The organism is Kosakonia sp. H7A, from assembly GCF_003028445.1.
In the GTDB taxonomy this organism is placed as follows: Bacteria; Pseudomonadota; Gammaproteobacteria; order Enterobacterales; family Enterobacteriaceae; genus Kosakonia; species Kosakonia radicincitans.
Map to the genome: position 1 here is coordinate 71,168 of NZ_PYTZ01000005.1, position 26,988 is coordinate 98,155.

Here is a 26,988-nt window from a genome sequence, read left to right on the forward strand (position 1 = left end):
ACTAAATACACAACAACACAGCTATGATATTCAGCTCAGGCCACCCATAACATATAAGATATATTTTATGGATAAATTCTGAATAGCCTTCGCCTTTATTACAAATTTACCGCCAGAGGATTATTCCAGATCCGTTGGCTGCGATTCTCCAGGCGTGAATGTCTGCACTTCCTGCGCGACTTTTTTGGCTTCCTGCTTGCGTTGTACATGTTCGCTGTTTTCTTTCTCGGCCCGGGCGATGTCCAGTTCCTGTTGTGTTACTTTTTTGCCGGAAAAGGCGTCAATCATTTCCGTACTACCGTCAGGATATTTAACAACTGTTACCAGACGTCCACCAAATTGCGGAATGCCGGTCATCGCCAGCGAATAATCAATTTGATGATTTTCGACTTCTTTCTTTTCTGCGAGCTGCTGCTCCGCCTTTATAGCCTTCGCCTCTTTATGGCTTTCGGCGCGGCTGGAGAGCGTCACTTTAGTACTTTCATCCTGATGAGATTTGTTACCCGCTCCGCTTTCACTGGTGGTGTGTGGATCGGCTTTGGCCGCCGTACTTTCTTGTGTTGCATTGGCAAGGTGCGTGGTTGCCTGAATCGCCTGAATCTCCTGCATCATTATCTCCGCTGATGGTTACCCAGATAATCCGCTAATGACTCCTCCGATCTGAGTCGAAAAAAAACCCTCATAACGATTATCGACAGCAGAGAGAAACGGGTTAATAACAAATAATGATGAAATAATCAGCGCTACAGACAAAATTTAAATAAGCAGATACCGATCAATAATATAATAATTTACGTTAAGGTGGATTTATTAATTTTAATATTATTTAAGTTATCTATTAAAAGTTAATTATGTACATTGCAGCAGTGTTTATTTCTTATTGTTAAAACATTCATGTGTGGAAATGCTATAGCCATCGAACACCGCACGATAACCGCATCCGACGCAAAACGAACTCCCCGCGTCTGCGGCATGCTGCTACTCTCAAACTCTCACAAAATGAAAAACAGCAGGAGTGATCATGAGCCAACAACCTTTACATGCCGCACCGCTAAGCTGGGGCCACGGCCCCCGAACTTTCGAGATTTTTATCGAACCCACCTGCCCCTTCTCCGTCCGGGCGTTTAACAAACTGGAAGCGCTGTTAGAAACCGTCGGCGAAGAGAACGTGACGGTCAAAATTCGCCTGCAATCACAACCCTGGCATCTCTTCTCTGGTGTGATTGTGCGCTGTATCCTCGCGGCTTCGACGCTGCCCGATGGCAAAAACGCCGCGCATAAGGTACTGCGTGCAGTTGCCGATCATCGTGAAGAGTTTGAATTTACGGATCATTGCAGCGGCCCGAATATGGATGCCACACCGCAGCAGATTATTGAGCGCATTGAAAACTACAGTGGCGTGAAACTGGCAGACGCTTTTGCCCGTCCGGAGCTGCAAACCGAAATCAAATGGCACTGCAAATATGCGCGCCAGAACGGCATTCATGTTTCCCCAACCTTTATGGTCAATGGGCTGGTGCAGACCGATCTTGGCAGCGGTGATGATATCAGTGTCTGGGCGCAGCGCATCCTTGCCTGAACCCGCAACCATTTATACTCACTTAACCTGAACTTCAACACATCAACGAAAAGGCGGACCAAAATGTCAGACAACTACCAGCCACCGAAGGTCTGGACGTGGGATAAATCCAGCGGCGGCGCTTTCGCGAATATCAACCGCCCGGTTTCCGGCCCGACGCACGACAAAACATTGCCGGTGGGCAAACATCCGCTCCAGCTCTATTCGCTCGGCACGCCGAATGGTCAGAAAGTCACGATCATGCTGGAAGAACTGCTGGCAAAAGGGGTTAGCGAGGCGGAGTACGACGCCTGGCTGATTCGTATCGGCGAAGGGGATCAATTCTCCAGCGGTTTTGTCGACGTCAACCCGAACTCCAAAATCCCGGCGCTGCGCGATCACAGCACGACGCCGCCGACGCGCGTATTTGAATCCGGTGCCATCCTGCTGTATCTGGCAGAAAAATTCGGCCACTTCCTGCCAAAAGATCCGGCAGGACGCACAGAAACGTTGAACTGGTTGTTCTGGTTACAAGGCTCTGCGCCATTCCTCGGCGGCGGTTTTGGCCACTTCTACAACTATGCGCCGGTTAAAATTGAGTACGCCATCAACCGCTTTACCATGGAAGCCAAACGCCAGCTGGACGTGCTGGATAAACAACTGGCCAACCATAAATTCATTGCGGGTGATGAGTACACCATTGCCGATATGGCGATTTGGCCGTGGTACGGCAACGTGGTACTTGGCAATGTGTATGACGCCGCCGAATTCCTCGATGCGGGCACCTACAAAAATGTGCAGCGCTGGGCACAGGAGATTTTCGCCCGCCCGGCAGTGAAACGCGGTCGCATCGTTAACCGTACGTTCGGCGCGCCGAACGAGCAGTTGCACGAGCGCCATGACGCCAGCGATTTCGATACGCAGACCGAAGATAAACGCAACGCCTAATCTTCCACACCGGGCGGAATGCCGCCCGGTTTCTTATCCCGCCGCCAGCTCGTCGCTCTCCATTTGCCGAAGCGCCGCAAGCGTCGCCAGCGCCTCCTGCTCATCAATAATGCTCATAGCAAAACCGACATGTACCAGCACCCACTGGCCGAGCAATTGCTGTGGCGATTCTTCGCACACCAGCGCGATATTAACGTCGCGACGCACACCACACACATCGACCTGCGCCAGTTGATGAAAATCTTCGCCAACGGCCACCACCTGGCCCGGTACGCCTATACACATCGTTGTCTTACTCCACTTCAATACTTTTGATCTGCACGCCGTCGCTGTGCTCAATATGCAACGTCGGGCAGTGACAGCGCGGGCACTCGTCGTGCCGGGTGATCTCTACCGACGCGCTACAGTTCCAGCACCACGCTTGCGCGGGTTTATGGATGATATGCAGCGCGCACCCCTGTGCCAGCGTATCGCGACAGGCAATATCGAAACCGAACCGCAGGGCGCTCTCTTCGATACAGGCCAGCGCGCCGATTTCCAGCCAGACGCCGGTCACGCGCTGCGCGCCATGCTGCTTCGCCTGCTGTTCGATAATTTCCACCGCATTCTGGCACAGCGATAACTCATGCATGCTGCGCGCCTCGCTGGCCGAACAGCAGCGCGCGGCGGCTCAAGCTGGCATCCGTTACTGGTAGCGAGAGCGCCATCTTCAGGCAGTTATCCGCCAGTTGTACGCCCTGTTGCGGACTGAGATCGGGCGTTAATGGCGACATCAAGGAACAACTCAGGTACTGCCCCAGCGCCGGTAATTCGCCAACGGAAAAAGTCATCTCGCCGTAGGGCAGTTGCAACCCCAGCCGCTCGCTGACGCGCCGCACCGGCCAGCATTGCTGCGGGCCGGGATAGATGTGCAAACTCAGCATCCACGGCGTCAACACGCAGCCAAGCCACTGGTTTTCAAACAGAGTAAACGGCGTGGCGTACACGTCCATTTGCGGGTGCACAAACGGCAGCCCCTGCATTTCATGGGCGGCAATCGCCTTAAAAGCCTGCTGCACTTCGCGGTGCGGCGAAACGTCAAATCCTGGTAATTCATCATTGTGCATGAGCAGTCTCCCGTGGCGTCAGCACAACGCCGGATTCAGCTAACGCGTCAATCACCGCCGCCAGCGCGCTATCAAGGCTGGCTTCCACGATTGGCGTCATGCCGATATGCGGCTCCAGCGAGGCTGGCGTAACGCCAATCAGCGTCAGTTTCGCCGGAAACTCACCGGTAAAACGCAGTGCCGACAGTACGTCCGCCAGCCCCAACTGGTGCGGGGAAATTTTATTGCTGAACAGCGTCGGCACTTCGTCATCACGCAGGATGATGACCCTTCCAGGCTCGCTTTTCCGGCTGACGATCGCGTCGGCAATAATCAGGTGATCGCGGTTAGCCATCGCGTCGAGCAATTCCATTCCGGCGGTACCGCCATCCAGCGCTTCAACCTCTTCAGGCAGATGGAAGCGCTGCGCCAGCGCCTCCACAACCCGTACGCCAATCGCTTCGTCGGTCAATAAAATGTTGCCGACGCCCAGCACTAAAATCGACATCACAGCACCTTCACCGACACAACGTCGTTGCCATCCGCGTCCAGCACATGCACTGCGCAGGACATGCAGGGATCGAACGAATGCACGGTGCGCACCACTTCCAGCGGTTTTTGCACATCCGCAACTGGCGTGCCCACCAGCGACAGTTCGTACGGCCCGGCGTCATCATTAAAGTTGCGCGGCCCGGCATTCCAGGTCGAGGGCACAACCGCCTGATAGTTGGCGATTTTACCGTCTTTGATCACCACCCAGTGGGAAAGCATGCCGCGCGGCGCTTCCAGAAAGCCGACGCCTTTAAACTCGCCGCTCTGCGGAATGTCGGTTTTCGCATAGGTTTGCATGTCGCCTTTGCCGATATTATCGATCAGAGCCTGATACTGATTTTGCAACACGCCGTGCAGTTCGCAGGTGTGAACGGTGCGGCCAATAATGCGCCCCAGCGTTGAATGTAGCTGCGCCACGGCGATCGTTTTGCCGGTCAGTTTCTGGTAGATAGCGACAATATCATTCAGCTTCGTCGCCGTGGTTTCGTGCTTCGCCGCCAGTTTGCAGAGCATATTAGCCAGCGGACCAACCTCCACCGTTTTGCCGTAAAAGGTGGGCGATTTCACCCAGGAATATTTGCCCTCTTCCTGCCAGCCGGTGTACTGCGGTAATGTCGTGCCCTGCCACGGCTCCTGTGGCGCCTCGTCTTTGTACCACGCGTGTTTTGCGCTCTCCTGGATCCCTTTCACCATAAACGGATCGTCACCGGTGGTGATCGCCCGGAAAGTGCTGAGATCGGCGTTTTCGATATAACCGCCGGGGAACAGGAAGCTGCCATTTTTCGCATCGGTGGGGAATTCCGGCGTACTGAGGTAATTTACCGCGCCTTTGCCGAGCGACAACCACTCGGGATAGAACGCAGCAATGACAGCGGTATCGACTTTATAAACCTGTTCAATAAAGCCTTCGAGGCGATCGATAAACGACTTCAGGTACATCAGGCGTTCAAGGTTCAGCACTTCAATACCGTCGAGATTGATCGGGTTGGCGACACCGCCGACCGCCAGATTCTGGATATGCGGTGACTTGCCGCCGAGCAGCGCCACAATGCGGTTAGCATCGCGCTGGCACTCCAGCGCCTGCAGGTAGTGTGCGACGGCTATCAGGTTCACTTCCGGCGGTAACTTCATTGCCGGATGTCCCCAGTAACCGTTGGCAAAAATACCCAACTGGCCGCTGGCAACCAGCGCTTTGATCTTATCCTGCACCGCTTTGAACTCGCCTTCGCTGTTCAGCGGCCAGTCAGAGATCCCTTTCAGCAGCGCGGCGGCTTTTGCCGGATCGGCCTGCAATGCCGAGGTGATATCCACCCAGTCGAGCGCTGAAAGCTGATAGAAGTGGACGATGTGATCGTGGATCGAGTGCGCGGCAAGAATGATATTGCGGATGTACTGCGCATTCAGCGGCACATTAACCTTCAGCGCACTTTCTACTGCCCGCACCGAGGCGATCGCGTGAATGGTGGTACAAACACCACAAATACGCTGCATGATGATCCAGGCATCGCGCGGATCGCGATCCTTCACGATCTCTTCCATTCCGCGCCACATGGTGCCCGATGACCAGGCCTTTGATACAACGCCGTTTTCAATTTCGCAATCAATGCGTAAATGACCCTCAATGCGGGTCACCGGATCGATGGTGATACGTTGACTCATGCTTCGCTCGCCTCATGTCGCGCAGGTGTTTTTAACGGAGGAATAATCGGCAACAGACGTATGAGTAAGATGTATGCACAGACTTCAATTGCCACAAAACCAATAGAGATCAACAGCTCCTCCCCGGTCGGGAAGTAGCCGTATCCGTTGCCGGGATTGAACGCCAGCAGCGAATAGGAGAGCCGCCACAGCGCGCAACCTAACAGCATGCTGAGCGCGGCCAGGAACAGAACGCGGGAATCGTTGCGCCAGCGGGAAACGCGCAGTGCCAGCAGCGGGAAATCCAGCAGTGCCAGTTCCAGCCAGAATATCAGGCTGTAAAAATCCCCGGCGAATGCGTAATGCCACTTGCCGCGCCAGCTGATTTCACCGACGCGCAGCAGCAGGAACAGCGCCAGCAGGACGCTTAGCACGCCCATCAGTTTATTGAACAGGCGCTTCTCATCCGGGCCGTTGCCGCGCAGGCTGGCCTGCATTAAGGAGCCTTCAAAGATAACGATCGAAAAGCCCATAATAAAAGCAGTCAGCAGTGAGAAGAGCGGCAGCATTTCGTAGCTTTGCCACAGCGGATAGACTTTGTATCCGGCGGCAATCATCAGCGATCCCATCGATGACTGGTGCATCGTCGGCAGCAGCGCGCCAAGGGCGATGATAAAAAACATCACCTTGTTTAGACGGCGCAGCGAGACCTTCCAGCCCAGCCTTTCCAGCAGCGCAGGCGCAAATTCCAGCGCCATCACGCCGATATAGATGGTCATACAGACTGCCGTTTCGAACAGCACCGAATTGACGTTGAAGTATCCGGGAATATAGAAATACGGCAGATTCCAGTAACGGCCAACATCGATAGTGATGGATAACCCACCCAGCGAGTAACCGAACAGGCTGCACAACAGCGCCGGACGTACCAGCGGATGGTAATCGCCGCGGTTGAAGACATAGACCGCCCACGCCAGCGCCCAGCCGCCGCAGGCAAAACCGGTGCCGATCAGCAGGTCGAAGGCGATCCAGATCCCCCACGGATAACCGCCGTTCAGATCGGAGACCGATCCAAGACCGAAGATCAGACGCTTGAGAATAAAGATCGCGCACAGCACGATCAGCGGGGCGAACAGTAGCACGGGTTTGCTCAGCAGCTTACCGCCCATGGCTTGTGGATCATGACTCATGGTCATCCTCCTCGTGGTGCGCCTTTGTATTACGCCGTACCAGCGCCGTCAGACCTGCCAGCACCGCCAGCGGCAACATCATGCCTTTGTACACCGTATGCTGAACGTGTTCGGATCGCGCGCCGGTCGCCAGGGAGTCCAGCGCCGGTAAACCAAGATCCGTATAAGGCACGCCTGTCAGCACCAGCACCTGTGTGCCGCCGCCCTCTTTCTCGCCGTACAAGTGCGGGTAGTAGTGCGGGACATCGTGAAGGTAAACATCGTCGGCATGCAGCGTCTGGCGGGGATAGCGATATTCGGAACCCGGCTTCAGCGTGAGGCGTTTTTTGGCTTCGGCCAGTAACTCCTCGCGGGTGCCGTAAATCACCGCCCCTGCCGGGCAAACTTCCACGCAGCCGGGAAGCTCGCCTTTATCAAGACGTTCGACGCCTTTCTGATTGCAGAGCTGGCATTTGTGGATCTGGCCGAACGGGTTGTCGTAATCATATTTCGGCACGTCGAAAGGACAGGCGACCATACAGTAGCGGCAGCCGGTACAGACATCCGGGTTGTAATGAACAATGCCGGTGACAGCGTCTTTCTTCAGCGCCTGTACCGGGCAGACCGACACGCAGTTGGCATCCACACAGTGCATGCACTGCTTTTTGATGTAGGCATAGCCATTTTCGGTCTGGTCTTTGTTTTGCCCGTTACCGCTGTGCCAGACCTGAATAATGTTGTTGGTATACGGAGAGAGTTTGTCGTTGTTCGACCAGGTTTGTTCACCCTGCGGATTAGGCACCGGCGAGTTGATCGCCTGGCAGCGTGAGACGCAGGCCTGGCAGCCGACACAGAGCGTCGAGTCATATAGCATTCCCAGCGCTCCGGGGATCGGCGGCCGGTTTTGCGCAGCGGCAAAACTGGCGGACGATCCCCCCACCAGCAGCGCCCCGCCGGACGCTACTTTGAGAAAATCACGTCTGTTCACGGCTATTCTCCCTGCGAATCAGCGTCGTTTTTCTTCTGTTGCCGTCCCAGCTCGCGCACCGTCATCACGCCAACGCCCGCCACCAGACCGACTACGCCACCCAGCAGACCGACGGCCGTTGCTGACACCGTGCCGCCCTCTTTCAGTTGCACGTCAGGTTTTTCAGCGCGCGGTGTTGGATTTTCGACATGAGCAAGCTGAGAGATGCCTTTATGAAAGCCAACGCCTTCTTCATTACAGCCGTAACAAGGGTGACCAATAGCAACTGGCCATGCGCCGCCGACATCGCAGAACTGTAACGTCGAGCAGTTGCCCCAGGTTTCCGGTCCTTTACAGCCGAGGTGATAAAGACACCAGCCCTGCCGGTGCCCGGCATCGCCGAACTCTTTCGCAAAACGCCCGGCATCGAAGTGCGGACGGCGTTCGCAGTGTTCGTGGATCAAGCGCCCGTAAGCAAACGCGGGCCGGTTTTTGCTGTCCAGCGCCGGAGGTTTGCCAAAGGTGATGAGATGCGCCACGGTAGCAAGGAAATTCTGTGGGTTCGGCGGACAGCCAGGAATATTAATCACCGTTTTCCCCGGCAACACCGCCTGCAAACTGACCGCGCCGGTAGGATTCACACCTGACGCCGCCACACCGCCCCAGGCGGCGCAGGAACCGATCGCAATAATAGCGGCTGCGTTTTCTGCCGCCTTGCGAATATGGTCAACAATAGGCTCGCCGGCCACCATGCAGTAAATGCCGCCGTCTTTCATCGGAATGGAGCCGTCAACCACCAGCACGTACTGGCCTTTATACTGCTCCAGCGCATGGTGTTTGTTCTCTTCGGCCTGATGCCCGAACGCGGCGGAAAGCACTTCGTGGTACTCCAGCGAAATGGTTTCCAGCACAAGGTTTTCAACGGTGGGATGAGTGGCGCGAAGCAACGATTCGGTACATCCGGTGCACTCCTGCGCACCAATCCAGACAACCGGAGGACGTTGCGGATGGCTGATGGCTTCTGCCATCTCTGCTGCCGCTTTTCCGCTCAGTCCCATCGTGGCCGCCAGCGCGGCACACAGCTTCATAAAATCACGACGACTCACACCCTGGGATGCTAAATGTAAATTATCTCCTGCCATTTATTTTTATTCCTCAGCCCGAACTAAGAATATTCTCCATCCAACAGGAAGAAGAGTGCTGCGATCGCCCCGACAATTAAGCACATAAAAATCAGGGGCATTATGCAAAAATGAGACGGGGATTACAGTACACGGACTAAGCGTAGGGGTATTAGGGCACAAATGAACAAAAAAAAATGAAAGTCACCCTCGACAAAAGTGACCTTCACAAAAGAGAACTACATATTGAGCGAAGCGTATTGTTATGTTTCGAGGCGGTATCCCGCCATAAAAAATCGGAGCACTATGCTTGAGTGACTCTCGCGAAAGAAGTCCATCACCATCTCTTTATCCAGCCCGTAGCGGCGAGTGAGAATACCTGCTTCCCACGCGCTGAGCTGTCGATCGCCTGTCTTTTCAAACATGCGGTGCGAAAACCCAAGGACAAAACCCCGCTTATAGTCCGGGCAGAAATGCGCCACATTGCTGGCGCTATCCGCCTGCGCTGCATTCAGCCCGGCCATTAAACCTTTACCAAAATGGTTTTCCATCGTTATCACCCCCAATCGCTATATAAAAAATTATATAACGATCTATTGCGGGGGTGATAGCGCTGATTAAAACGCCACCCATTCATCCGACGATGCGGCAGATTTAGAAGTGGTTTTGCGCGACAAATCCGGTTTTACCAGCGCTGTCGTCGCAGGGTTATGCTGCTCGTTACTGGAAAGACGGAACTTCTGAACAGAACGTTGCAGCTCTTCTGTCTGGCGCTCCAGCGCCGCCGCTGCCGCAGAGATCTGCTCCACCAGCGAGGCGTTCTGCTGCGTGACGCTATCCATCTGGCTGATCGCGACGCCCACCTGAGAGATACCTTTACTCTGCTCTGCAGAGGCCGAGGCAATTTCTTTCATAATGGTGGTCACTTCGGTCACGGCCTTAAGGATACTTTCCATGGTGGTGCCGGTGTCATTAACCAGTTGCGCCCCTTTCTCGACGCGGCTGACTGAATCGGCGATCAGCGTTTCGATCTCTTTCGCCGCGCCCGCACTGCGGCTGGCAAGATTACGGACTTCCCCGGCGACAACGGCAAAGCCACGCCCTTGCTCACCTGCGCGCGCCGCTTCAACCGCAGCGTTCAGCGCCAGAATGTTCGTCTGGAAGGCAATGCTGTTAATGACAGTGGTGATCTCAGCAATTTTCTTCGAGCTACCGGAAATACCGTCCATCGTGCTGATAACGTCTTTAACCAGCGCGCCGCCTTTACTGGCGGTGGCTGACGCCACTTCCGCCAGTTGGCTGGCCTGACTGGCGTTATCCGCATTCAGTTTGACCGTTGAAGTCAGTTCTTCCATGCTGGCTGCCGTCTGCTCCAGCGCGGCGGCCTGTTCTTCGGTACGGGAAGAGAGATCATTATTGCCGGAAGAGATCTCGCTCGCCCCGCGCCAGATATTTTCGCTACCGTTGCGGATACTGCTAACCGCTTCACGCAGGCTATCCTGCATTGCCAGCAACAGCGGCACGACTTTGCCGACGCAGTTACGACCAAAATCTTCCAGCGGCTGGCTGAGATCGCCCTGCGCCATCACCGTGAAATGCGCACGGATACGATCCAGCGGGCGCACCAGCATGTTGACCAGATAGCGGTCGGTAAAGAGCAGGATCAACAGGCCAATCACCATCGCTGAAATAATTGCCACGCGAGTAGTTTTCGTCTGGCTATCAACGACAACGCGCGTCTGATCGAGCATCTCACCCGCGGCTTTATTAAAGTTTTCCGTCGCTGAACCAAAGCTGCGGCTTAAACCCGGCGTAACATTATTCGCTTGCTGGCGATAAGCGTCAGATGTTCCCTGCTGCGCCAGTTGAAATTGCGGCGTGATCCCCTGCTCCAGCAGCGCCTGCCAGTTACTGATCACTTGTTCAGAGATTTTCGCATCTATCGGCCCTGGTGAAATCGCTTTAAACGCCGCCAGATAACGGGTCATATTGTCCAGCGCCTGTTGAACCGGCGCCATATCCGGCGAGCCACCCGCAGCTTTGGCTTCCATCACGCGACTGAGACGAGTCACAAACCGAAAGTACTGATCATTGCCCTGGCTAAGCAGAGTCATCTGTGACACTAACTGGCGATCTACCTCATTACCGTCGGCCACTTTTGACAGAGAAAAAACGCTATACAAACCAACGCCTGACCACAGCAGACCGAAGATCCCGAGGATCGCCAGCATAACGGCTCGTATAGTAAAGTTACGAAGCATACTCATAATATTATCCTTGCGGTGAAGGTACATTCTCGCCTGCGGGCGAGAGTTATCTCCGTTATCGGCATGGACAAGAAAATTCTGCATGGTAAAAGTGAAAAAAATGATAAAAAAAATTTCACCCTTCTCTTTTTTCGTCAGCCTGCATCGGGGCCGTACAGAATCTTATTCTGTCTCATCATTGGGTTATTAATCGTTGTCATCACCACGGCATTTATTTACAATAAATAAACATAACTTATTGTTTTTTTAACAAAATTAAAATAAAAATTAATCAGCTAATTATTTCTTTAGGTAATGATTTAAAAATCTTTAATTAATAAGACGGAAAAGAGAATTCCCTCGTTTATATATAAAAAAAGAAAAATTAAAATGTTACCGAAAGTTAAAATAAGAATTTTTAAAAAGTTAAAAAATGAATAAAAAAACGCAGGAAAATAATGCCATTAATAATGGAAAAAGGTTTTTTACAACAAATAAAAATGATGATTAAGGAGTATTAAAATTTATTTTAAGTATGGTTAACTAATTATTTATCATTCTGACCATTGTGATGTTTTTACACACTTACTGACGCGGAAACATCGCCGTAAGCCGCATGAATACAGGCCTGAAGCGATACAGCAGTGAACTTACGAACGCTATCATACGCCCGGTTTCAGCCGCAGCGAGAAGAAATATTTATATTCAGCGCGGCATCCGTGCTATTTCCGATCGCTCACTGGCATTTCGCTCGAAAGATTTTTCGCAGACATTTATCCAGGAATTTTCGCAGAAGAACGAGAGCACCTAACGTAAATTAATAGCGCAGTTTTACTTGCAAACCGGATAATAAAAATGCGCCATTATCTTTACAGAATGTGTCATTCGCCACTTAACAGCATAAAAATCGACAATAAATCCATATTATAAAGTTATAAATCAATAATTACCGATTAACGATACATTCAGCTAATGGAGATTTCCTGCTATTTTTTCAGGAACGATCCACTCAATGCAGATATTTTTCAAACCATCCAAGGGTTCGTTGCCAGGCCAGTTCCGCCGCCGCACGATCGTAGCGCGGCGTTGAATCGTTATGAAAACCGTGGTTAACGGCCGGGTAGATGTAAGCTTCAAACACCTTGTGGTTGGCCTTCAGCGCCTGTTCATAGGCAGGCCAGCCTTCGTTAATGTTTTTGTCCAGCGCAGCGTAGTGGAGCAGTAACGGCGCCTTGATTTTTGCCACCCCGTCGACTGGCGGCTGGCGGCCATAAAACGGCACTGCACAGGCCAGCTCCGGGTAAGCAACCGCCGCTGCGTTAGCAACGCCGCCGCCGTAACAAAAGCCGGTGATGCCTACTTTACCAGTGGCATCCGGATGCTTTTGCAGAAACTCAATGGCGGCAAAGAAGTCATTCATCAGTTTTGTAGGATCGACTTTTTGTTGCAGCTCGCGTCCTTCATCATCATTGCCGGGATAGCCGCCAACGGAACTTAAACCATCCGGAGCCAGCGCGAGGTAACCGGCTTTGGCAACGCGGCGGGCAACATCTTCGATATACGGATTCAGCCCACGATTTTCATGCACCACCACTACGGCTGGCACTTTACCCGTCGCTTTTGTTGGTTTAACCAGATAACCGCGAACCTCGCCGTGACCGTTGGGCGAGGGATAGGTAATGTACTCGGGGAGAATATCCGGATCGGTAAATTTGACCTGCGTTGCCAGCGCGTAGTTGGGCTTTAGCAGGTTGAACAACGCCAGCGCGGTCATGCCGCCGACCGTGTATTTGCCAGCTATCTGTAAAAACTCGCGCTTGTTGATCTTGCCGTGCGCGTAGTAATCATAGTAATCGAGCAACTCTTGCGGGAAATCTTTCGCTGTCAAACGCGCCATTCTCTGTCTCCTCCATTTAGCCATTCTAAGCAAAGCATAGCGTTACGGTTTTTGCCTAAAAAATGCGCAGGTATAACCATAACCTTTTGATAAGCTGAAAATGGACGTAAGATAAAAACGCTGTTTCGATTTTCATATAAAAGCCAGATAAGAAAGGAGACATCATGCCCGGTTTCGCCAATCCGAATCGCTACGAACAGATGCAGTATCGATACTGCGGTAAAAGCGGCCTGCAACTACCCGCGCTTTCCCTCGGTTTGTGGCACAGTTTTGGTTATGGGCAGGCGCGGGACTCGCAACGCGCCCTGCTGCGTAAAGCGTTTGACCTTGGCATTACCCATTTTGATTTAGCCAACAACTACGGGCCGCCGGCGGGCAGTGCGGAAGAAAATTTTGGTCGCCTGCTGCGCGATGACTTTGCCGCTTATCGCGACGAAATCATTATCTCCACCAAGGCTGGCTACGATATGTGGCCTGGCCCGTATGGTTCCGGCGGCTCACGTAAATACCTGCTGGCCAGCCTCGATCAGAGCCTGAAACGCATGGGCGTTGAATACGTGGATATTTTTTATTCACACCGCGTAGATGAAAAAACGCCGATGGAAGAGACCGCAGCAGCGCTCGCCCAGGCGGTGCAAAGCGGTAAAGCGCTGTACGTTGGCATCTCTTCTTACTCCACTGAACGTACGCAACAGATGGCAGCGTTGCTGCGCGAGTGGAAGATCCCACTGCTTATCCATCAGCCTTCGTACAACCTGCTGAACCGCTGGGTCGACAAAACCGGCCTGCTCGATACGCTGGAAGATAACGGCGTGGGATGTATCGCGTTTACCCCGCTGGCGCAGGGGCTGTTGACCGGCAAATACCTGAACGGCATTCCGGAAGGTTCCCGTATGCAGCGTGAAGGCAAGAAAGTGCGCGGTTTGACGGAGAAAATGCTGACACAGAGCAACCTCAATAGCCTGCGGTTACTCAATGAGATGGCGCAACATCGCGGGCAGTCGATGGCGCAAATGGCATTGAGCTGGTTATTGAAAGATCAGCGCGTTACCTCCGTGCTGATTGGCGCAAGCCGTCCGGAGCAGATTGAAGAGAACGTACTGGCGCTGAATAACCTGACGTTCAGTGAAGAGGAACTGGCGCAAATCGATCAACATGTTGCCGACGGCGAGTTGAATCTGTGGCAAGCATCGTCAGATAAGTAACAAAAAAGCCGGGTAGCGCTGCTTGCCCGGCTTTCAACTCTCTTGCGGTTTTTATCAGTGATTATGGCGCGTCAGGCGATCCAGATATCCCATGACGAAAGCAGACAAAACAAACGTCAGATGAATTATCACGTACCACATCAGTTTATTGTCCGGGACGTTTTTCGCGTCCATAAACACACGCAGCAGATGAATCGAAGAGATCGCTACAATGGAAGCCGCCACTTTATTCTTAAGCGAAGTCGCGTCCATTTTGCCGAGCCAGTTCAGCTTCTCTTTGTGCTCGGCAATATCCAGTTGCGACACGAAATTCTCATAGCCGGAAAACATCACCATCACCAGCAACCCACCCACCAGCGTCATATCCACCAGCGACAGCAGCGTCAGGATCAGATCGGCTTCCGCCAGGTTGAAGACATTAGGCAGGACGTGAATAATCTCCTGAAAGAATTTCAGCGTCAGCGCAAGTAAAGCGAGGGAAAGGCCAAAGTAGACCGGGGCGAGCAACCAGCGCGAGGCGTACATTGCGTTTTCCAGAAAGCGTTCCATGTGGCGTTAGTGTCCTGTCAGATAACGAAACCGACGCCCAGTATATCTCAGGATGGCAAACAATTTGCAACACCCGGCCTGGCGGGGTTACACATCCTCCGGGTTCACCCATGGCCGCTGATTCTCAGGCCAGACCAGCACCACCAGCGCCGGATAAGCTTCCATACTGAACTCGCGAAAACACTGGCGCAGATTGAGGACATCCAGATCGGACTGCGAGACTTTTTCACCGTTGATACAGCGTTTTTTTATATTGTCGTAATACTTATACACCGCTGAATTGAGATCGCTACAGCGACGCTGTGCTTCAAATAAACCTGGCGTACTATTTAATTCCGCCATGTTCATACGTTTAATTGTCGCATGAAGAAAATCAATATATTCATGGTTGACGCGCCAGTACCATACCGGAGTAATCGCGTTCATTAATACCGAGAAATGATCTTCGCCCTCCTCTTTCGACAATGGCTGATACTGCTGAGGGCGATTGTCAATTTCACTAAGGGGAGTTTTTTTATTGTACTCACGCATCAATAAAAGTACGCCGCCCGTCAGCAGCAATATAGCAATAACAGAATAAAAAATACTGTTCATGAGCAGGCTCCTTTTTTTTGATTTTAAAAGTGCGCCGTGATATTGTCAACGAACCTCACGCCCGCACTCCCTCTTCCTTATTGATATTAAAGGACATTAGAAATGCTTCCCGAGAATCTTGTCCCGGCACGATTTCATATTTCTACTGCTGAAACCAGCCCTGGAGAAGAAGGAACAGAAGCTAATTTAGCTCAGGGGAAAACAACCCTCGACGATCATGCCAACGATATATTAGCTAATGCCAGCCGCGGTGGGCAGTCAAGAAATATGTTACTTGAAGAGCGTGATCGCCATATAAAAGAGCGTCTGCTGCGGGTAGTAAAAATCGAGACATTCGCTCGTCTGCTTAATGACTTACAGGAAGAGGGCGAGATTGAACCCCAGGCATTAAGCCAAATAATTACCGAAAAAACGCAGCAAATTAATGAAAACGGGAATGAGATTTGGCTTAACCTGATTACTCGCGAAAAGGATGGGCCACTATTTTATAAGCTTGGGGATGAATAACGTGAGCGATGTCGATAATAATGTTTATTTAACTTTAAATGACAAAAATAGCGATGAATTTATCTTAGAGCACAATAAAGAGGCGCTGATACTCAGTAAAAATGAAACCATTGCCCGTATTGCCCATGAGCTGGTTTCCATTCCTGCGGCGCTTGTGCGCCTGAAATGGCAGAACCGCCGTGAAATCTACCCGTTACAGGTGAAAGAGGAAATTTACGGCGCGGTGATCAATGCCATCATCGAGCTAAAGCCGGAACTGCGCGACAAAATCATGGGGCGGCTGGAGGCTAACTACCAGCATTTACTGGCGCGGGAAACCGCGACGCTGCGCCTGAGCCGCAAACTCAGCGACGGCGAATACCATACGACGACGGTCACCACCGTCGCGCCAGAATCAGGCAACCAAAAAACCGCGCCGGAGAAGCAAGAAAAAACCGCAGGCACAAAATTAAAATAAGCGTGTCGCTTTTTTTATTCCTTCATATATCCGATATAAAAAAAGCTGGCCTTTGCCAGCTTTTCTCGCTTATCAGCACCGCGTTTAGTGTGCTTTAACCGTCTCTTCGCCCACCAGACCGATTTTGAGATAGCCCGCCTGATGCAGGGTATCCATCACTTTCATCATCGTCTCGTAATCCACGGTTTTATCCGCACGGAAGAAGATCGTGGTGTCCTTTTTACCTTCCGTCACGGCATTGAGCTGGTTAACCATCGTCTCGTCGGTTACCGGATCGTTGCCGATGAACATGGTGTTATCCGCTTTCACCGACAGGTAGACCGGTTTTTCCGGACGCGGCTGCGGCTGGCTGGTAGAGGCCGGAAGATTCACTTTTACATCAACGGTGGCAAGCGGCGCGGCCACCATAAAGATAATCAGCAGCACCAACATAACGTCGATAAACGGCGTCACGTTAATTTCATGCATTTCGCCGTTATCATCCAGGTTTTCATTAAGACGCATTGCCATGGAGAATCAACCTACACGTAATTTCGACGCGGCGCGAACCGGCTGCGCATTGCTGGCCGCCAGGTCAAGATCGCGGCTTTGCAGCAGCAGAACCTGTGCAGCAACATCGCCAAGCATAGCTTTGTAATTGCCAATCATGCGGGCAAAGACGTTATAAATTACCACCGCCGGAATTGCCGCTACCAGGCCGATAGCCGTTGCCAGCAGCGCTTCTGCGATACCGGGTGCCACAACAGCAAGGTTAGTGGTCTGCGTCTGCGCAATACCAATAAAGCTGTTCATGATGCCCCAGACCGTACCAAACAGGCCAATAAACGGTGAAATCGCGCCAATCGTCGCGAGATAGCCGTTGCCGCGCCCCATATGGCGGCCTGTCGCCGCAACACGGCGTTCGAGGCGGAAACCGGTACGCTCTTTAATGCCTTCGTTGTCTTCGCTGCCTGCGGATAACTCCAGTTCATTCTGGGCTTCATTAATTAATGACAGGCTCAGACTTCTGGCGTGGAAAGAGGAGGCAATTTCGCTGGCCTGATCCAAAGAACGCGCTTCAGCCAGTTTCTGCTGCTCGCGCTTAAGGCGGCGCTTCTGCGAGATCATCTCCGCGCTTTTACTGAAGAACAGCGCCCATGTAACGACTGACGCGAGAATCAGGCCGATCATCACAATTTTTACGACGATGTCGGCATGGTGATACATACCCCACACGGATAGATCCGTCTGCATCAAATTATTACCCACTGTGTATCTCCGAGACGCAAATCACAAAATCTGCGCGTAATAATATCAAAATGCCACCGAATTGATAGTGGTTCTCATTAGTATTTACATAGTGCCGTAAAGAGAAGCCTGTTTCTTTGCGCTAACACAGCAAACCGCCGCGCAAGGCACGGAATGCGAAAAAATTAACGCTCAGCCGCCAACATGGCGATGCATCAATGCGCAATCATGGTAGTCTGGACATCCAGACGTATAAAAACAGGTTGAGCAACAATGACGGCGAAGCATATAGATACCGCTCTGGTAAACGCAGGGCGCAGTAAAAAATACACGCAGGGTTCGGTGAACAGCGTTATCCAGCGCGCGTCTTCACTGGTATTCGACACGGTTGAAGCCAAAAAACATGCCACGCGCAATCGCGCCAATGGTGAATTGTTTTACGGCCGTCGCGGTACGCTGACGCACTTCTCATTACAGGAAGCGATGTGCGAACTTGAAGGCGGTGCGGGCTGTGCGCTCTTCCCCTGCGGAGCGGCAGCGGTGGCCAATACCATTCTGGCGTTTGTCGAACAGGGCGATCATGTGTTGATGACCAACACGGCCTACGAGCCAAGCCAGGATTTCTGCACCAAAATTCTCGCCAAACTGGGCGTCACTACCAGTTGGTTTGACCCGCTGATCGGCGCCAGTATCGTCAAGCTGATCCAGCCCAACACCAAAGTGGTATTTCTCGAATCTCCCGGTTCAATCACCATGGAAGTCCACGACGTTCCGGCCATCGTTCAGGCGGTAAGAAGCGTCGCGCCAGAGGCGATCATCATGATCGATAACACCTGGGCGGCGGGGATCCTGTTTAAGGCGCTGGAATTCGACATTGATATCTCCATTCAGGCCGCCACTAAATATCTGATTGGCCACTCCGACGGCATGATCGGTACGGCGGTATCCAATGCACGTTGTTGGGAACAGCTGCGCGAAAATGCCTACCTGATGGGACAAATGGTCGATGCCGACACCGCCTATATGACCAGCCGGGGTCTGCGTACGCTGGGCGTCCGTTTGCGTCAGCATCATGAAAGCAGCCTGAAGATTGCCGAATGGCTGGCAACGCATCCGCAAGTGGCGCGCGTTAACCATCCCGCACTGCCTGGCAGTAAAGGCCATGAATACTGGAAACGCGACTTCACCGGCAGCAGCGGTCTGTTCTCGTTCGTGCTTAATAAACGACTGAGCAATGAAGAGTTATCGCAATATCTCGACCACTTCAAACTGTTCAGCATGGCCTATTCATGGGGCGGCTATGAATCCCTGATTCTGGCGAACCAGCCAGAACAGCTCGCGGCGATTCGCCCGGATGGCGGCGTCGATTTCAGCGGAACATTAATCCGTCTGCATATCGGTTTAGAGAATGTTGATGATCTGATTGAAGATTTAGTGGCAGGCTTCCAGCGCATCGTGTAAACCTGGCGACCGGGGCAGCAAGGCGGGAAATTTCTTATTTCTTGCGCCCCGGATCAAGGTGTTTCAGGCGAGTTGGAGTACAATAGCCTCCTCTACGCAGTACCACAGGAAAGTCCATGGCTGTTATTCAAGATATTATTGCTGCGCTCTGGCATCACGACTTTGCTGCGCTGGCAAATCCACATGTTGTCGGTGTCGTTTATCTGGTTATGTTTGCTACGTTGTTTTTAGAAAACGGCTTGCTTCCTGCCTCATTTTTACCGGGCGACAGCCTTTTACTGCTCGCGGGCGCACTGGTTGCGCGCGGCTGCATGGACTTCATCTCCACCCTCGCGATCCTCACCACCGCTGCCAGCCTCGGCTGCTGGCTGAGTTATCTGCAAGGGAAATGGCTCGGCAATACGCGGGTGGTAAAGAGCTGGCTATCGCATCTGCCAGTGAAATATCACGAACGGGCGACTTATATGTTTGACCGTCATGGTCTGCTGGCGCTGCTGGCCGGTCGCTTTCTTGCGTTTGTGCGCACGCTGCTGCCTACCATGGCGGGTATTTCCGGCCTGTCGAACCGCCGCTTCCAGCTGTTTAACTGGCTGAGCGCGCTGCTGTGGGTTGGCGTGGTGATGTCGCTGGGCTATGCCATCAGCATGATCCCTTTCGTCAAACGTCATGAAGACCAGGTGATGACCTTCCTGATGCTGCTGCCGCTGTTCCTGCTGGTGATTGGCCTTGTCGGCGCGGTCACCGTGGTGCTGAAGAAAAAGTATTGCAACGCCTGATTCTCCCCTCTCCGCTTTGGGAGAGGGTAAATTACGCGCCCTGTATCAGGCGGATCCTTGCCACATCTTCACCCGGCGTCAGGCCGAAATACCGCTTAAATTCGCGGCTGAATTGCGACGGGCTTTCATACCCTACGCGTATTGCCGCCGCGCTGGCTTTCATGCCGTCATGCACCATCAGCATCCGCGCTTTGTGCAGGCGAAATGTTTTCAAATACTGCAACGGCGACGTGCTGGTAACTGACTTAAAGTTGTGGTGAAACGCCGAGACGCTCATATTGGCTTCCGCCGCCAGCTGATCCACGCTCAGGTTTTCCGTGTACTGGCTTTCAATACGTTTCAGCACGCGGCTGATCAGGCTGAAATGCGTTTGACGGCTGACCAACGCCAGCAGCGCTTCGCCGCGCGGCCCGGTCAGCACGTGGTACAGCATTTCGCGGATAATCTGCTTACCGAGAATACGGGCATCCAGCGGATGCTCCATCACATCCAGCAAACGTTCTGCCGCGCAGAGGATCTCTTCCGACAGCACCGCTGAGTTGATACCGCTGGCCGCAGCGCCAGGGTGGAAATATTCGTCTTCACCAATATCCATCAGCAGCTCCTGCAATTGCAGGATATCGACATTTAAGCGCAGCCCCGCCAACGGCACCTCCGGCGTAGCAAAGGTTTCGCACTCAAACGGCAGCGGAACCGTCAGCAGCAAATATTCATTGGTGTCATAACGAAACACCCTTTCATTGATATAACCAATTTTATGGCCGGAAAAGAGAAAAACGATCCCTGGCTGGTACATCACCGGCGTACGGGTTCCCGGCTGCGTACCATACAGCAGGCGAATATCCGGCAATAACTCAGCCAGACGGTTTTCATTAATTTTCAGTCGTTTAATTTTTTCTGTCAGTTGCAGGCAAATCTCTTCACGCTTCATTTTTCGCTACTCCGGCAAGACATTTTGACGAACACAGTGTGCAGAGTTTTGTGCTTTTTCTCCAGCCGCATGGAGAAACAGGCAAGACATCGGCAGGAATGTGCATTGAGAGAGTGGACGCGCACGCCCACAATAACCGTCATCAGGCAGTCCGCTGCCTCCTTTTTCTTTCACCTCTAGTTAGAAGGGAACGAGCAATGAACAACTTCAATCTGCATACCCCGACCCGCATTCTGTTTGGTAAAGGCGCGATTGCCGACCTGCGTGGGCAAATCCCAACTGGCGCACGCGTGCTGATCACTTATGGTGGCGGCAGCGTGAAGAAAAACGGCGTACTGGATCAGGTTTACAGCGCACTGGAAGGGCTGGACATTCTTGAATTCAGCGGTATCGAACCAAACCCGACGTACGAAACCCTGATGAAAGCCGTAAAAATTGTCCGCGAAGAAAACGTTACCTTCCTGCTGGCCGTGGGCGGGGGCTCTGTGCTGGACGGCACCAAATTTATCGCCGCTGCGGCAAACTATGCTGACGGCATCGATCCGTGGCACATCCTGCAAACCGGCGGTAGCGAAATCAAAAGCGCTATTCCGATGGGGTCCGTGCTGACACTGCCCGCTACCGGCTCTGAATCCAATGCCGGGGCCGTGGTTTCACGCAAAGCCACGGGTGACAAGCAGGCATTCCACTCGGCGTTCGTCCAGCCAGTGTTTGCCGTGCTGGATCCGGTTTATACCTACACTCTGCCGCCGCGCCAAGTGGCGAATGGTGTGGTCGATGCGTTCGTGCACACCGTTGAGCAGTACGTCACTTATCCGGTGAACGGCAAAATTCAGGATCGCTTTGCCGAAGGTATTCTGCTGACGCTTATCGAAGAAGGCCCGAAAGCATTGCAGGAACCGGAAAACTACGATGTTCGTGCCAACGTGATGTGGGCAGCGACACAGGCGCTGAACGGTCTGATTGGCGCGGGCGTCCCGCAGGACTGGGCAACCCATATGCTGGGCCATGAACTGACTGCAATGCACGGGCTGGATCACGCGCAGACACTGGCGATTGTGCTGCCGGCGCTGTGGAATGAAAAACGTGAAACCAAACGCGAAAAACTGCTGCAATACGCAGAACGCGTATGGAATATCACTGAAGGTTCCGAAAATGAGCGCATTGATGCCGCAATCGCAGCCACCCGCAACTTCTTCGAACGCATGGGCGTACCGACGCGCCTTTCCGGCTACGGCCTTGACGGTAGCTCCATCCCGGCGCTGCTGGCGAAACTGGAAGAACATGGCATGACGCAACTTGGCGAACATCACGATATTACGCTGGATGTCAGCCGTCGTATCTACGAAGCGGCACGCTAAGCACTGAAAAGCCCGGCTTCCGTTTTTGGTTTTTTCGACCACACTTAAGGCAAACCACCTTACCGGGCTTGTCCCGGTAAGCCCATTGAAAGGAGAAATGCATGACACATCCCACCGTGATTAAGCTTTCCGATGGCAACCTGATGCCGCAGCTCGGCCTTGGCGTGTGGAAAGCAAGCAACGAGGAAGTGGTAACCGCCATTCATAAAGCACTGGAAGTGGGCTATCGTTCTATCGATACCGCAACGGCCTACAAAAATGAAGACGGCGTTGGCAAAGCATTAGCCAGTGCAGGCGTGGCGCGCGAGGAACTCTTTATCACCACCAAACTGTGGAACGACGATCAGAAACGACCGGCAGAAGCCCTGCAGGAGAGCCTGAAAAAACTCCAGCTCGACTATATCGATCTCTGGCTGATGCACTGGCCGGTTCCGGCGATCGATCATTACGTTGACGCCTGGAAGGGCATGATCGAACTGCAAAAACAGGGACTGGTGAAGAGCATCGGCGTGTGCAACTTCCAGGTTCATCATCTGCAAAAGATCATCGATGAAACCGGCGTAGTGCCAGTGATCAACCAGATCGAGTTGCATCCGCTGATGCAGCAGCGCCAGCTCCATGCCTGGAATGCCACACATAAGATCCAGACTGAATCCTGGAGCCCGCTGGCGCAGGGCGGCGAAGGGGTGTTTGATCAGAAAATTATCCGCGATCTGGCGGATAAATACGGCAAAACACCGGCGCAGGTGGTGATCCGCTGGCATCTCGACAGCGGGCTGATAGTGATCCCGAAATCGGTCACGCCGGCGCGTATTGCCGAGAACTTCAATGTCTGGGATTTCCGTCTGGACAAAGATGAGCTGGCGGAAATCGCCAAACTGGAACAGGGCAAACGGCTGGGGCCAGATCCGGATCAGTTCGGTGGTTAATGTCTTATCCGGTTTATTGATAAACAAAACCCGGCTTTTTTGCCGGGTTTTTTATTGCGCTTAACGAACGCGCGGTGCGCGCTTTTTCGCCGGTGCCGCAGCGGCGCTCTTGCCGTTGCTGCGCTGGTGCACAATCGGCGTGTGTTTGGTCAGTGCCGGGCGCGACTGGCGATTCTGGCGGCGTGCTTCGCGCATCTCGTCCATCGTCGGCGCAGGCACCAGACAATCACGGCGTGAACCGATCAGATGTTTTTTGCCCATCGCTTCCAGCGCTTCGCGCAGCAGCGGCCAGTTCGCCGGATCGTGGTAACGCAGCAGCGCTTTATGCAGACGACGCTGTTTATCCCCTTTCGGCACCACCACTTCCTCGCTCTTGTAGTCGATTTTCGACAGCGGGTTTTTGCCGGTGTAATACATGGTGGTTGAGTTAGCCAGCGGCGAAGGATAGAAGTTCTGCACCTGGTCGAGACGGAAACGGTGGCGTTTCAGCCACAGCGCCAGGTTCACCATATCCTCATCACGCGTGCCCGGGTGCGCCGAGATAAAGTACGGGATCAGATACTGCTCCTTACCCGCCTCTTTCGAATAGGTATCGAACAGCTGTTTAAAGCGATCGTAGCTGCCCATGCCCGGCTTCATCATTTTCGACAGCGGCCCCTCTTCGGTATGCTCAGGGGCGATCTTCAGGTAACCACCAACGTGGTGCGTCGCCAGTTCCTTCACATAACGCGGATCTTCCACCGCCAGATCGTAACGCACACCAGAGGCAATCAGGATCTTCTTGATACCTTTCAGGCTGCGCGCACGGCGATAAAGATCGATAGTCGGCTGATGGTTGGTGTCCATGTGCGGACAGATATCCGGATAAACACAGGAGAGACGACGGCAGGTTTGCTCCGCGCGCGGCGATTTGCAGCGCAACATATACATGTTGGCCGTCGGGCCGCCCAGATCGGAAATCACGCCGGTAAAACCTGGCACCGAATCACGGATCGCTTCGATTTCATTGATAATCGAATCTTCAGAGCGGCTCTGAATAATGCGCCCTTCATGCTCGGTGATGGAACAGAAAGAGCAACCGCCAAAACAGCCGCGCATGATGTTGATCGAAAAGCGGATCATCTCGTACGCCGGAATACGGCTCTTACCGTATGACGGATGCGGCACGCGCTGGTACGGCAGTGCAAAAACGCTGTCCATCTCTTCAGTGGAGAGCGGAATCGCTGGCGGGTTGATCCAGATATAACGATCGCCATGCTTTTGTAACAGCGCACGGGCGCAACCGGGGTTAGTTTCATGATGCAAAATACGCGACGCATGCGCGTAGAGCACCTTGTCGCTTTTTACCTTCTCGTAGGAAGGCAACAGCACGTAGGTTTTCTCCCACGGTTTCGGGCGCGGCGGCTGAACGGTGACGCGCTTCACTTCCTGTGCCTGCGGTGCGACCGGTTTATTATCCGCGCACGGCAGATCTTCACCATAAGGATGCGGGATCGGATCGATTTTGCCCGGCGTATCCAGACGGGTGGAATCCACCCCGCTCCAGCCCGGCAACGCTTCCTTAACTATGATCGCCGTGTTACGAACATCGCGGATCTCCGCGATCGGTTCTCCGGCAGCAAGGCGGTGCGCCACTTCAACCAGCGGGCGTTCACCGTTGCCGAACATCAGCATGTCCGCTTTGGCATCGATCAACACCGAGCGGCGCACGGTATCAGACCAGTAATCGTAATGCGCGGTACGTCGCAGGCTGGCTTCAATACCGCCAAGGATCACCGGCACATCTTTCCACGCCTCTTTGCAGCGCTGGGTATACACCAGCGTGGCGCGATCCGGACGTTTACCGGCAACGTTATCTGCCGTGTAGGCATCGTCGTGGCGCAGCTTACGATCGGCGGTATAGCGGTTGATCATCGAGTCCATGTTTCCGGCGGTTACGCCGAAGAACAGGTTTGGTTTGCCCAGACGCATAAAGTCGTCTTTGCTGTTCCAGTCCGGCTGGGAAATAATGCCGACGCGGAAACCCTGCGCTTCCAGCATACGGCCGCAAATCGCCATGCCGAAGCTCGGGTGATCGACATACGCATCGCCGGTAACCAGAATAATGTCGCAGCTATCCCAGCCAAGTTGATCCATCTCTTCGCGCGTCATCGGCAAAAAAGGCGCAGGGCCGAAGCAGGCCGCCCAGTACTGGGGCCAGGAGAAAAGGTCACGATCCGGCTGGATCAGGGATATTGCGCTCATTTTGCTTCCAAAATTGGTAAAAAAATAATCAAAGGCCGGCGATTATACGCCGGATTGTAGCGGGAAATGAAGGAGTATTACGCGCTTGTTTCCGGTGCCCAAAAAGCTCAGGAAACATAAGCCTGATAAGTGCTTTATCAGGCTGTGGAATTTACGCCGACGGGTTGACCAGCAGTTGCCCCACCGAGCCACGATCGGCCATTTCCAGCGTCTGGCTCTGGAACTGAAAAGGAAAGTGCGGCCATGAAGGCTGACCAAACCACACCAGCAGTTCAACCTGCCCGTCGATCCACACCGTGTCTTTCCAGCCCCGATCTTCCGGGAACGGCAGCGCGCCGTTCACGTTGCGCACGAGGAACATTACGCCTTCAATGTGGAACGACTGCGGCATTTCTGCGCGCACGGTCCAGCGTTCCCATGTCCCTTGCTGTGTGGTGATATCAATACGCTGCGTGTCCCACAATTGACCGTTAATGCCCGGATCGCTGCCCAACGTAATATCGCGGCTGCGCGTCGGCGTGCCGGCCAGGACATCGGACGGCAGCAGACGCATCGGCAGCGTATCAGTTACCAGCGGCAGCAGCCCGGTCGGACGCAGCGTCAGCACCAGCGTAGAGATTAAAATGCTGGACGGCTCAAAAATGCCGCGCAGTCTGTCCATCAAACTCGCCGCCTCACCGCAGGTGATCGACACTTCATCGCCGTTGGTCATATCCACCAGCACTTCGCGACGCTCGCCGGGCGCCAGCGACAGTTGTTTCACGGAAACGGGCGCAGGTAAAAACCCCTGATCGCCCGCAATCACATGCAGCGCGCGGCCATCGCTCATTTGCAACTGATAGCGGCGGGAGTTGGAGGCATTCAGTAAGCGCAGGCGCACCCACCCGCGCGAGACTTCAACATACGGGCTTTGCGCGCCGTTCACCATCAGGGTATCGCCGACAAATCCGCCGCTCCCCGGCTCGCTGTACTCCGGCGTACCGAAGTTATCCAGCCTTTTGTCCTGAATAATGACCGGAAAATCATCCACGCCGTAGTGGTTCGGCACCGGCAGCGATTTGCTGATTTCATCTTCCACCAGCCACATACCGGCAAGGCCGCTGTAAACCTGTTGAGCGCTGCGGTTCGGCGTGTTGGCGTGATACCACAGCGTCGCCGCGCTCTGGCGGATCGGCAGCACCGGCGCCCAGTCGTTGTTCGCCGTCATCATCCGCGCGGCACCGCCCATTAGCGGGCCTGGCACCTGCAAACCGCTGACGGTCATGGCGACATTCTCCGCCAGCCGGTTACTGTAAATCAGCTTAACGTCGTCACCGTTCCAGACGCGAATGGTCGGCCCCAGATAACGCCCATTAATGCCGGAGACCTGCGCGCGGGTACCGGTAGCAAATGACCAGTGCGCGCGTTGCAGCGTCATAAATAGCGGCTGGCCGCGTCGCGATTCCAGTAGAGGAGGAACCGGCAGCGGGGGTTGCTGCCCGGCAGCATTTGCCCTCAGCGGCACCGCGCCTGCACAAAGCGCAACTCCTGATGCCTGAAGAAACTGACGCCGACTGAGTGACATAT

General features: G+C 53.6%; 27 protein-coding genes and 1 pseudogene. 9 read left to right on the plus strand and 19 right to left on the minus strand.

Translation table 11 applies throughout. The annotated features are described in order from the left end of the window. Positions 1-120: 120 nt before the first annotated feature. Positions 121-612 (minus strand): hypothetical protein, encoded by a 492-nt coding sequence (locus tag CWM66_RS17360; RefSeq protein WP_233218402.1) that lies wholly within the window; start codon positions 610-612, stop codon positions 121-123. Between the two features lie 409 nt (positions 613-1,021). Between CWM66_RS17360 and CWM66_RS17365 the strand changes: the two genes are divergently transcribed. Both CWM66_RS17365 and yghU read left to right on the plus strand, forming a co-directional pair. Next, complete coding sequence (locus tag CWM66_RS17365; RefSeq protein ID WP_107147001.1) at positions 1,022-1,579, plus strand: thioredoxin domain-containing protein; 558 nt, start codon at positions 1,022-1,024, stop codon at positions 1,577-1,579. A gap of 63 nt (positions 1,580-1,642) precedes the next feature. Continuing rightward, on the plus strand, positions 1,643-2,506 hold the full coding sequence (gene yghU, locus CWM66_RS17370) for a glutathione-dependent disulfide-bond oxidoreductase (protein ID WP_035889643.1): 864 nt from the start codon (positions 1,643-1,645) through the stop codon (positions 2,504-2,506). Positions 2,507-2,539: 33 nt separating this feature from the next. On the opposite strand, the gene hybG is transcribed toward yghU, so the two are convergent. The 11 genes from hybG to yghX all read right to left on the minus strand — a co-directional run bounded on the left by hybG (position 2,540) and on the right by yghX (position 13,181). Beyond that, on the minus strand, positions 2,540-2,791 hold the full coding sequence (hybG, locus tag CWM66_RS17375; protein WP_007370150.1) for a hydrogenase maturation factor HybG: 252 nt from the start codon (positions 2,789-2,791) through the stop codon (positions 2,540-2,542). 7 nt (positions 2,792-2,798) lie between these two features. Next, positions 2,799-3,137 carry a hydrogenase maturation nickel metallochaperone HypA gene (hypA, locus tag CWM66_RS17380; protein ID WP_007370149.1) on the minus strand — a complete coding sequence of 113 codons (339 nt, stop codon included), beginning with the start codon at positions 3,135-3,137 and terminating at the stop codon, positions 2,799-2,801. After that, positions 3,130-3,612 carry a hydrogenase-2 assembly chaperone gene (gene hybE, locus CWM66_RS17385; RefSeq protein ID WP_071921519.1) on the minus strand — a complete coding sequence of 161 codons (483 nt, stop codon included), beginning with the start codon at positions 3,610-3,612 and terminating at the stop codon, positions 3,130-3,132. The genes hypA and hybE overlap by 8 nt, the downstream gene beginning before the upstream one ends. Continuing rightward, a complete protein-coding gene (locus CWM66_RS17390; protein ID WP_035889646.1) occupies positions 3,602-4,099 on the minus strand; it encodes a HyaD/HybD family hydrogenase maturation endopeptidase in 498 nt (165 codons plus the stop codon). The genes hybE and CWM66_RS17390 overlap by 11 nt, the downstream gene beginning before the upstream one ends. Continuing rightward, positions 4,099-5,802 (minus strand): hydrogenase 2 large subunit, encoded by a 1,704-nt coding sequence (gene hybC / locus CWM66_RS17395; RefSeq protein WP_035889647.1) that lies wholly within the window; start codon positions 5,800-5,802, stop codon positions 4,099-4,101. The genes CWM66_RS17390 and hybC overlap by 1 nt, the downstream gene beginning before the upstream one ends. Further along, positions 5,799-6,971 (minus strand): Ni/Fe-hydrogenase cytochrome b subunit, encoded by a 1,173-nt coding sequence (hybB, locus tag CWM66_RS17400; protein ID WP_107147002.1) that lies wholly within the window; start codon positions 6,969-6,971, stop codon positions 5,799-5,801. Before hybB ends, hybC begins: the two co-directional genes overlap by 4 nt. Beyond that, entirely contained in the window at positions 6,961-7,938 is a 978-nt protein-coding gene (gene hybA, locus CWM66_RS17405) for a hydrogenase 2 operon protein HybA (RefSeq protein ID WP_007370144.1), read from the minus strand. Before hybA ends, hybB begins: the two co-directional genes overlap by 11 nt. Before the next feature lie 2 nt (positions 7,939-7,940). After that, entirely contained in the window at positions 7,941-9,059 is a 1,119-nt protein-coding gene (gene hybO / locus CWM66_RS17410; protein ID WP_107147003.1) for a hydrogenase 2 small subunit, read from the minus strand. A 242-nt stretch (positions 9,060-9,301) separates the two neighbouring features. Beyond that, complete coding sequence (locus tag CWM66_RS17415) at positions 9,302-9,589, minus strand: DUF2623 family protein (protein ID WP_035889649.1); 288 nt, start codon at positions 9,587-9,589, stop codon at positions 9,302-9,304. 66 nt (positions 9,590-9,655) lie between these two features. After that, positions 9,656-11,305: a methyl-accepting chemotaxis protein gene (locus tag CWM66_RS17420; protein WP_007370141.1), complete on the minus strand. Its 1,650-nt coding sequence runs from the start codon at positions 11,303-11,305 to the stop codon at positions 9,656-9,658. Between the two features lie 988 nt (positions 11,306-12,293). Then, complete coding sequence (yghX, locus tag CWM66_RS17430; protein ID WP_146159938.1) at positions 12,294-13,181, minus strand: YghX family hydrolase; 888 nt, start codon at positions 13,179-13,181, stop codon at positions 12,294-12,296. Positions 13,182-13,345: 164 nt separating this feature from the next. Between yghX and CWM66_RS17435 the strand changes: the two genes are divergently transcribed. Continuing rightward, the gene (locus tag CWM66_RS17435) at positions 13,346-14,386 is read left to right on the plus strand and encodes an aldo/keto reductase (RefSeq protein ID WP_035889653.1); all 1,041 of its coding nucleotides are present in this window, start codon (positions 13,346-13,348) and stop codon (positions 14,384-14,386) included. 54 nt (positions 14,387-14,440) lie between these two features. Here CWM66_RS17435 and CWM66_RS17440 read toward each other — a convergent pair whose 3' ends face one another. Together CWM66_RS17440 and CWM66_RS17445 are read right to left on the minus strand one after the other, a co-directional pair. Then, positions 14,441-14,935 (minus strand): TIGR00645 family protein, encoded by a 495-nt coding sequence (locus CWM66_RS17440; RefSeq protein WP_007370135.1) that lies wholly within the window; start codon positions 14,933-14,935, stop codon positions 14,441-14,443. Between the two features lie 87 nt (positions 14,936-15,022). Next, positions 15,023-15,529 carry an ESA_00282 family adhesion-associated protein gene (locus CWM66_RS17445; protein WP_107147005.1) on the minus strand — a complete coding sequence of 169 codons (507 nt, stop codon included), beginning with the start codon at positions 15,527-15,529 and terminating at the stop codon, positions 15,023-15,025. Positions 15,530-15,631: 102 nt separating this feature from the next. Here CWM66_RS17445 and CWM66_RS17450 point away from each other — a divergent pair, with 102 nt between their 5' ends. Then, a complete protein-coding gene (locus CWM66_RS17450) occupies positions 15,632-16,036 on the plus strand; it encodes a hypothetical protein (RefSeq protein WP_007370133.1) in 405 nt (134 codons plus the stop codon). Beyond that, positions 16,029-16,493 carry a hypothetical protein gene (locus tag CWM66_RS17455; protein ID WP_035889654.1) on the plus strand — a complete coding sequence of 155 codons (465 nt, stop codon included), beginning with the start codon at positions 16,029-16,031 and terminating at the stop codon, positions 16,491-16,493. Before CWM66_RS17450 ends, CWM66_RS17455 begins: the two co-directional genes overlap by 8 nt. Before the next feature lie 84 nt (positions 16,494-16,577). On the opposite strand, the gene exbD is transcribed toward CWM66_RS17455, so the two are convergent. After that, entirely contained in the window at positions 16,578-17,003 is a 426-nt protein-coding gene (gene exbD / locus CWM66_RS17460) for a TonB system transport protein ExbD (RefSeq protein WP_007370131.1), read from the minus strand. 6 nt (positions 17,004-17,009) lie between these two features. Beyond that, positions 17,010-17,741 (minus strand): tol-pal system-associated acyl-CoA thioesterase, encoded by a 732-nt coding sequence (gene exbB / locus CWM66_RS17465; protein WP_035889656.1) that lies wholly within the window; start codon positions 17,739-17,741, stop codon positions 17,010-17,012. Positions 17,742-17,993: 252 nt separating this feature from the next. Between exbB and metC the strand changes: the two genes are divergently transcribed. After that, on the plus strand, positions 17,994-19,181 hold the full coding sequence (metC, locus tag CWM66_RS17470) for a cystathionine beta-lyase (RefSeq protein WP_007370129.1): 1,188 nt from the start codon (positions 17,994-17,996) through the stop codon (positions 19,179-19,181). 116 nt (positions 19,182-19,297) lie between these two features. Then, positions 19,298-19,957: a DedA family protein gene (locus tag CWM66_RS17475; protein WP_007370128.1), complete on the plus strand. Its 660-nt coding sequence runs from the start codon at positions 19,298-19,300 to the stop codon at positions 19,955-19,957. Positions 19,958-19,988: 31 nt separating this feature from the next. On the opposite strand, the gene CWM66_RS17480 is transcribed toward CWM66_RS17475, so the two are convergent. Then, positions 19,989-20,888: an AraC family transcriptional regulator gene (locus tag CWM66_RS17480; RefSeq protein WP_007370127.1), complete on the minus strand. Its 900-nt coding sequence runs from the start codon at positions 20,886-20,888 to the stop codon at positions 19,989-19,991. A gap of 197 nt (positions 20,889-21,085) precedes the next feature. Between CWM66_RS17480 and yqhD the strand changes: the two genes are divergently transcribed. Further along, the gene (yqhD, locus tag CWM66_RS17485) at positions 21,086-22,249 is read left to right on the plus strand and encodes an alcohol dehydrogenase (RefSeq protein WP_072439372.1); all 1,164 of its coding nucleotides are present in this window, start codon (positions 21,086-21,088) and stop codon (positions 22,247-22,249) included. A 101-nt stretch (positions 22,250-22,350) separates the two neighbouring features. After that, positions 22,351-23,178 carry a 2,5-didehydrogluconate reductase DkgA gene (gene dkgA, locus CWM66_RS17490; RefSeq protein WP_007370124.1) on the plus strand — a complete coding sequence of 276 codons (828 nt, stop codon included), beginning with the start codon at positions 22,351-22,353 and terminating at the stop codon, positions 23,176-23,178. A 60-nt stretch (positions 23,179-23,238) separates the two neighbouring features. On the opposite strand, the pseudogene CWM66_RS17495 reads toward dkgA, so the two are convergent. Further along, a pseudogene (locus CWM66_RS17495) lies at positions 23,239-25,490 on the minus strand (YgiQ family radical SAM protein). A gap of 83 nt (positions 25,491-25,573) precedes the next feature. Further along, a complete protein-coding gene (gene ftsP / locus CWM66_RS17500) occupies positions 25,574-26,986 on the minus strand; it encodes a cell division protein FtsP (protein WP_072439368.1) in 1,413 nt (470 codons plus the stop codon). Positions 26,987-26,988 lie beyond the last annotated feature (2 nt).

What these genes read in the sequence shown, in the direction of transcription:
- CWM66_RS17360 (WP_233218402.1), bottom strand. Translation starts at nt 612, where the DNA reads ATGATGCAGGAGATTCAGGCGATTCAGGCAACCACGCACCTTGCCAAT.
- CWM66_RS17365 (WP_107147001.1), top strand. Translation starts at nt 1,022, where the DNA reads ATGAGCCAACAACCTTTACATGCCGCACCGCTAAGCTGGGGCCACGGC.
- yghU (WP_035889643.1), top strand. Translation starts at nt 1,643, where the DNA reads ATGTCAGACAACTACCAGCCACCGAAGGTCTGGACGTGGGATAAATCC.
- hybG (WP_007370150.1), bottom strand. Translation starts at nt 2,791, where the DNA reads ATGTGTATAGGCGTACCGGGCCAGGTGGTGGCCGTTGGCGAAGATTTT.
- hypA (WP_007370149.1), bottom strand. Translation starts at nt 3,137, where the DNA reads ATGCATGAGTTATCGCTGTGCCAGAATGCGGTGGAAATTATCGAACAG.
- hybE (WP_071921519.1), bottom strand. Translation starts at nt 3,612, where the DNA reads ATGCACAATGATGAATTACCAGGATTTGACGTTTCGCCGCACCGCGAA.
- CWM66_RS17390 (WP_035889646.1), bottom strand. Translation starts at nt 4,099, where the DNA reads ATGTCGATTTTAGTGCTGGGCGTCGGCAACATTTTATTGACCGACGAA.
- hybC (WP_035889647.1), bottom strand. Translation starts at nt 5,802, where the DNA reads ATGAGTCAACGTATCACCATCGATCCGGTGACCCGCATTGAGGGTCAT.
- hybB (WP_107147002.1), bottom strand. Translation starts at nt 6,971, where the DNA reads ATGAGTCATGATCCACAAGCCATGGGCGGTAAGCTGCTGAGCAAACCC.
- hybO (WP_107147003.1), bottom strand. Translation starts at nt 9,059, where the DNA reads ATGGCAGGAGATAATTTACATTTAGCATCCCAGGGTGTGAGTCGTCGT.
- CWM66_RS17415 (WP_035889649.1), bottom strand. Translation starts at nt 9,589, where the DNA reads ATGGAAAACCATTTTGGTAAAGGTTTAATGGCCGGGCTGAATGCAGCG.
- CWM66_RS17420 (WP_007370141.1), bottom strand. Translation starts at nt 11,305, where the DNA reads ATGAGTATGCTTCGTAACTTTACTATACGAGCCGTTATGCTGGCGATC.
- yghX (WP_146159938.1), bottom strand. Translation starts at nt 13,181, where the DNA reads ATGGCGCGTTTGACAGCGAAAGATTTCCCGCAAGAGTTGCTCGATTAC.
- CWM66_RS17435 (WP_035889653.1), top strand. Translation starts at nt 13,346, where the DNA reads ATGCCCGGTTTCGCCAATCCGAATCGCTACGAACAGATGCAGTATCGA.
- CWM66_RS17440 (WP_007370135.1), bottom strand. Translation starts at nt 14,935, where the DNA reads ATGGAACGCTTTCTGGAAAACGCAATGTACGCCTCGCGCTGGTTGCTC.
- CWM66_RS17445 (WP_107147005.1), bottom strand. Translation starts at nt 15,529, where the DNA reads ATGAACAGTATTTTTTATTCTGTTATTGCTATATTGCTGCTGACGGGC.
- CWM66_RS17450 (WP_007370133.1), top strand. Translation starts at nt 15,632, where the DNA reads ATGCTTCCCGAGAATCTTGTCCCGGCACGATTTCATATTTCTACTGCT.
- CWM66_RS17455 (WP_035889654.1), top strand. Translation starts at nt 16,029, where the DNA reads ATGAATAACGTGAGCGATGTCGATAATAATGTTTATTTAACTTTAAAT.
- exbD (WP_007370131.1), bottom strand. Translation starts at nt 17,003, where the DNA reads ATGGCAATGCGTCTTAATGAAAACCTGGATGATAACGGCGAAATGCAT.
- metC (WP_007370129.1), top strand. Translation starts at nt 17,994, where the DNA reads ATGACGGCGAAGCATATAGATACCGCTCTGGTAAACGCAGGGCGCAGT.
- CWM66_RS17475 (WP_007370128.1), top strand. Translation starts at nt 19,298, where the DNA reads ATGGCTGTTATTCAAGATATTATTGCTGCGCTCTGGCATCACGACTTT.
- CWM66_RS17480 (WP_007370127.1), bottom strand. Translation starts at nt 20,888, where the DNA reads ATGAAGCGTGAAGAGATTTGCCTGCAACTGACAGAAAAAATTAAACGA.
- yqhD (WP_072439372.1), top strand. Translation starts at nt 21,086, where the DNA reads ATGAACAACTTCAATCTGCATACCCCGACCCGCATTCTGTTTGGTAAA.
- dkgA (WP_007370124.1), top strand. Translation starts at nt 22,351, where the DNA reads ATGACACATCCCACCGTGATTAAGCTTTCCGATGGCAACCTGATGCCG.
- ftsP (WP_072439368.1), bottom strand. Translation starts at nt 26,986, where the DNA reads ATGTCACTCAGTCGGCGTCAGTTTCTTCAGGCATCAGGAGTTGCGCTT.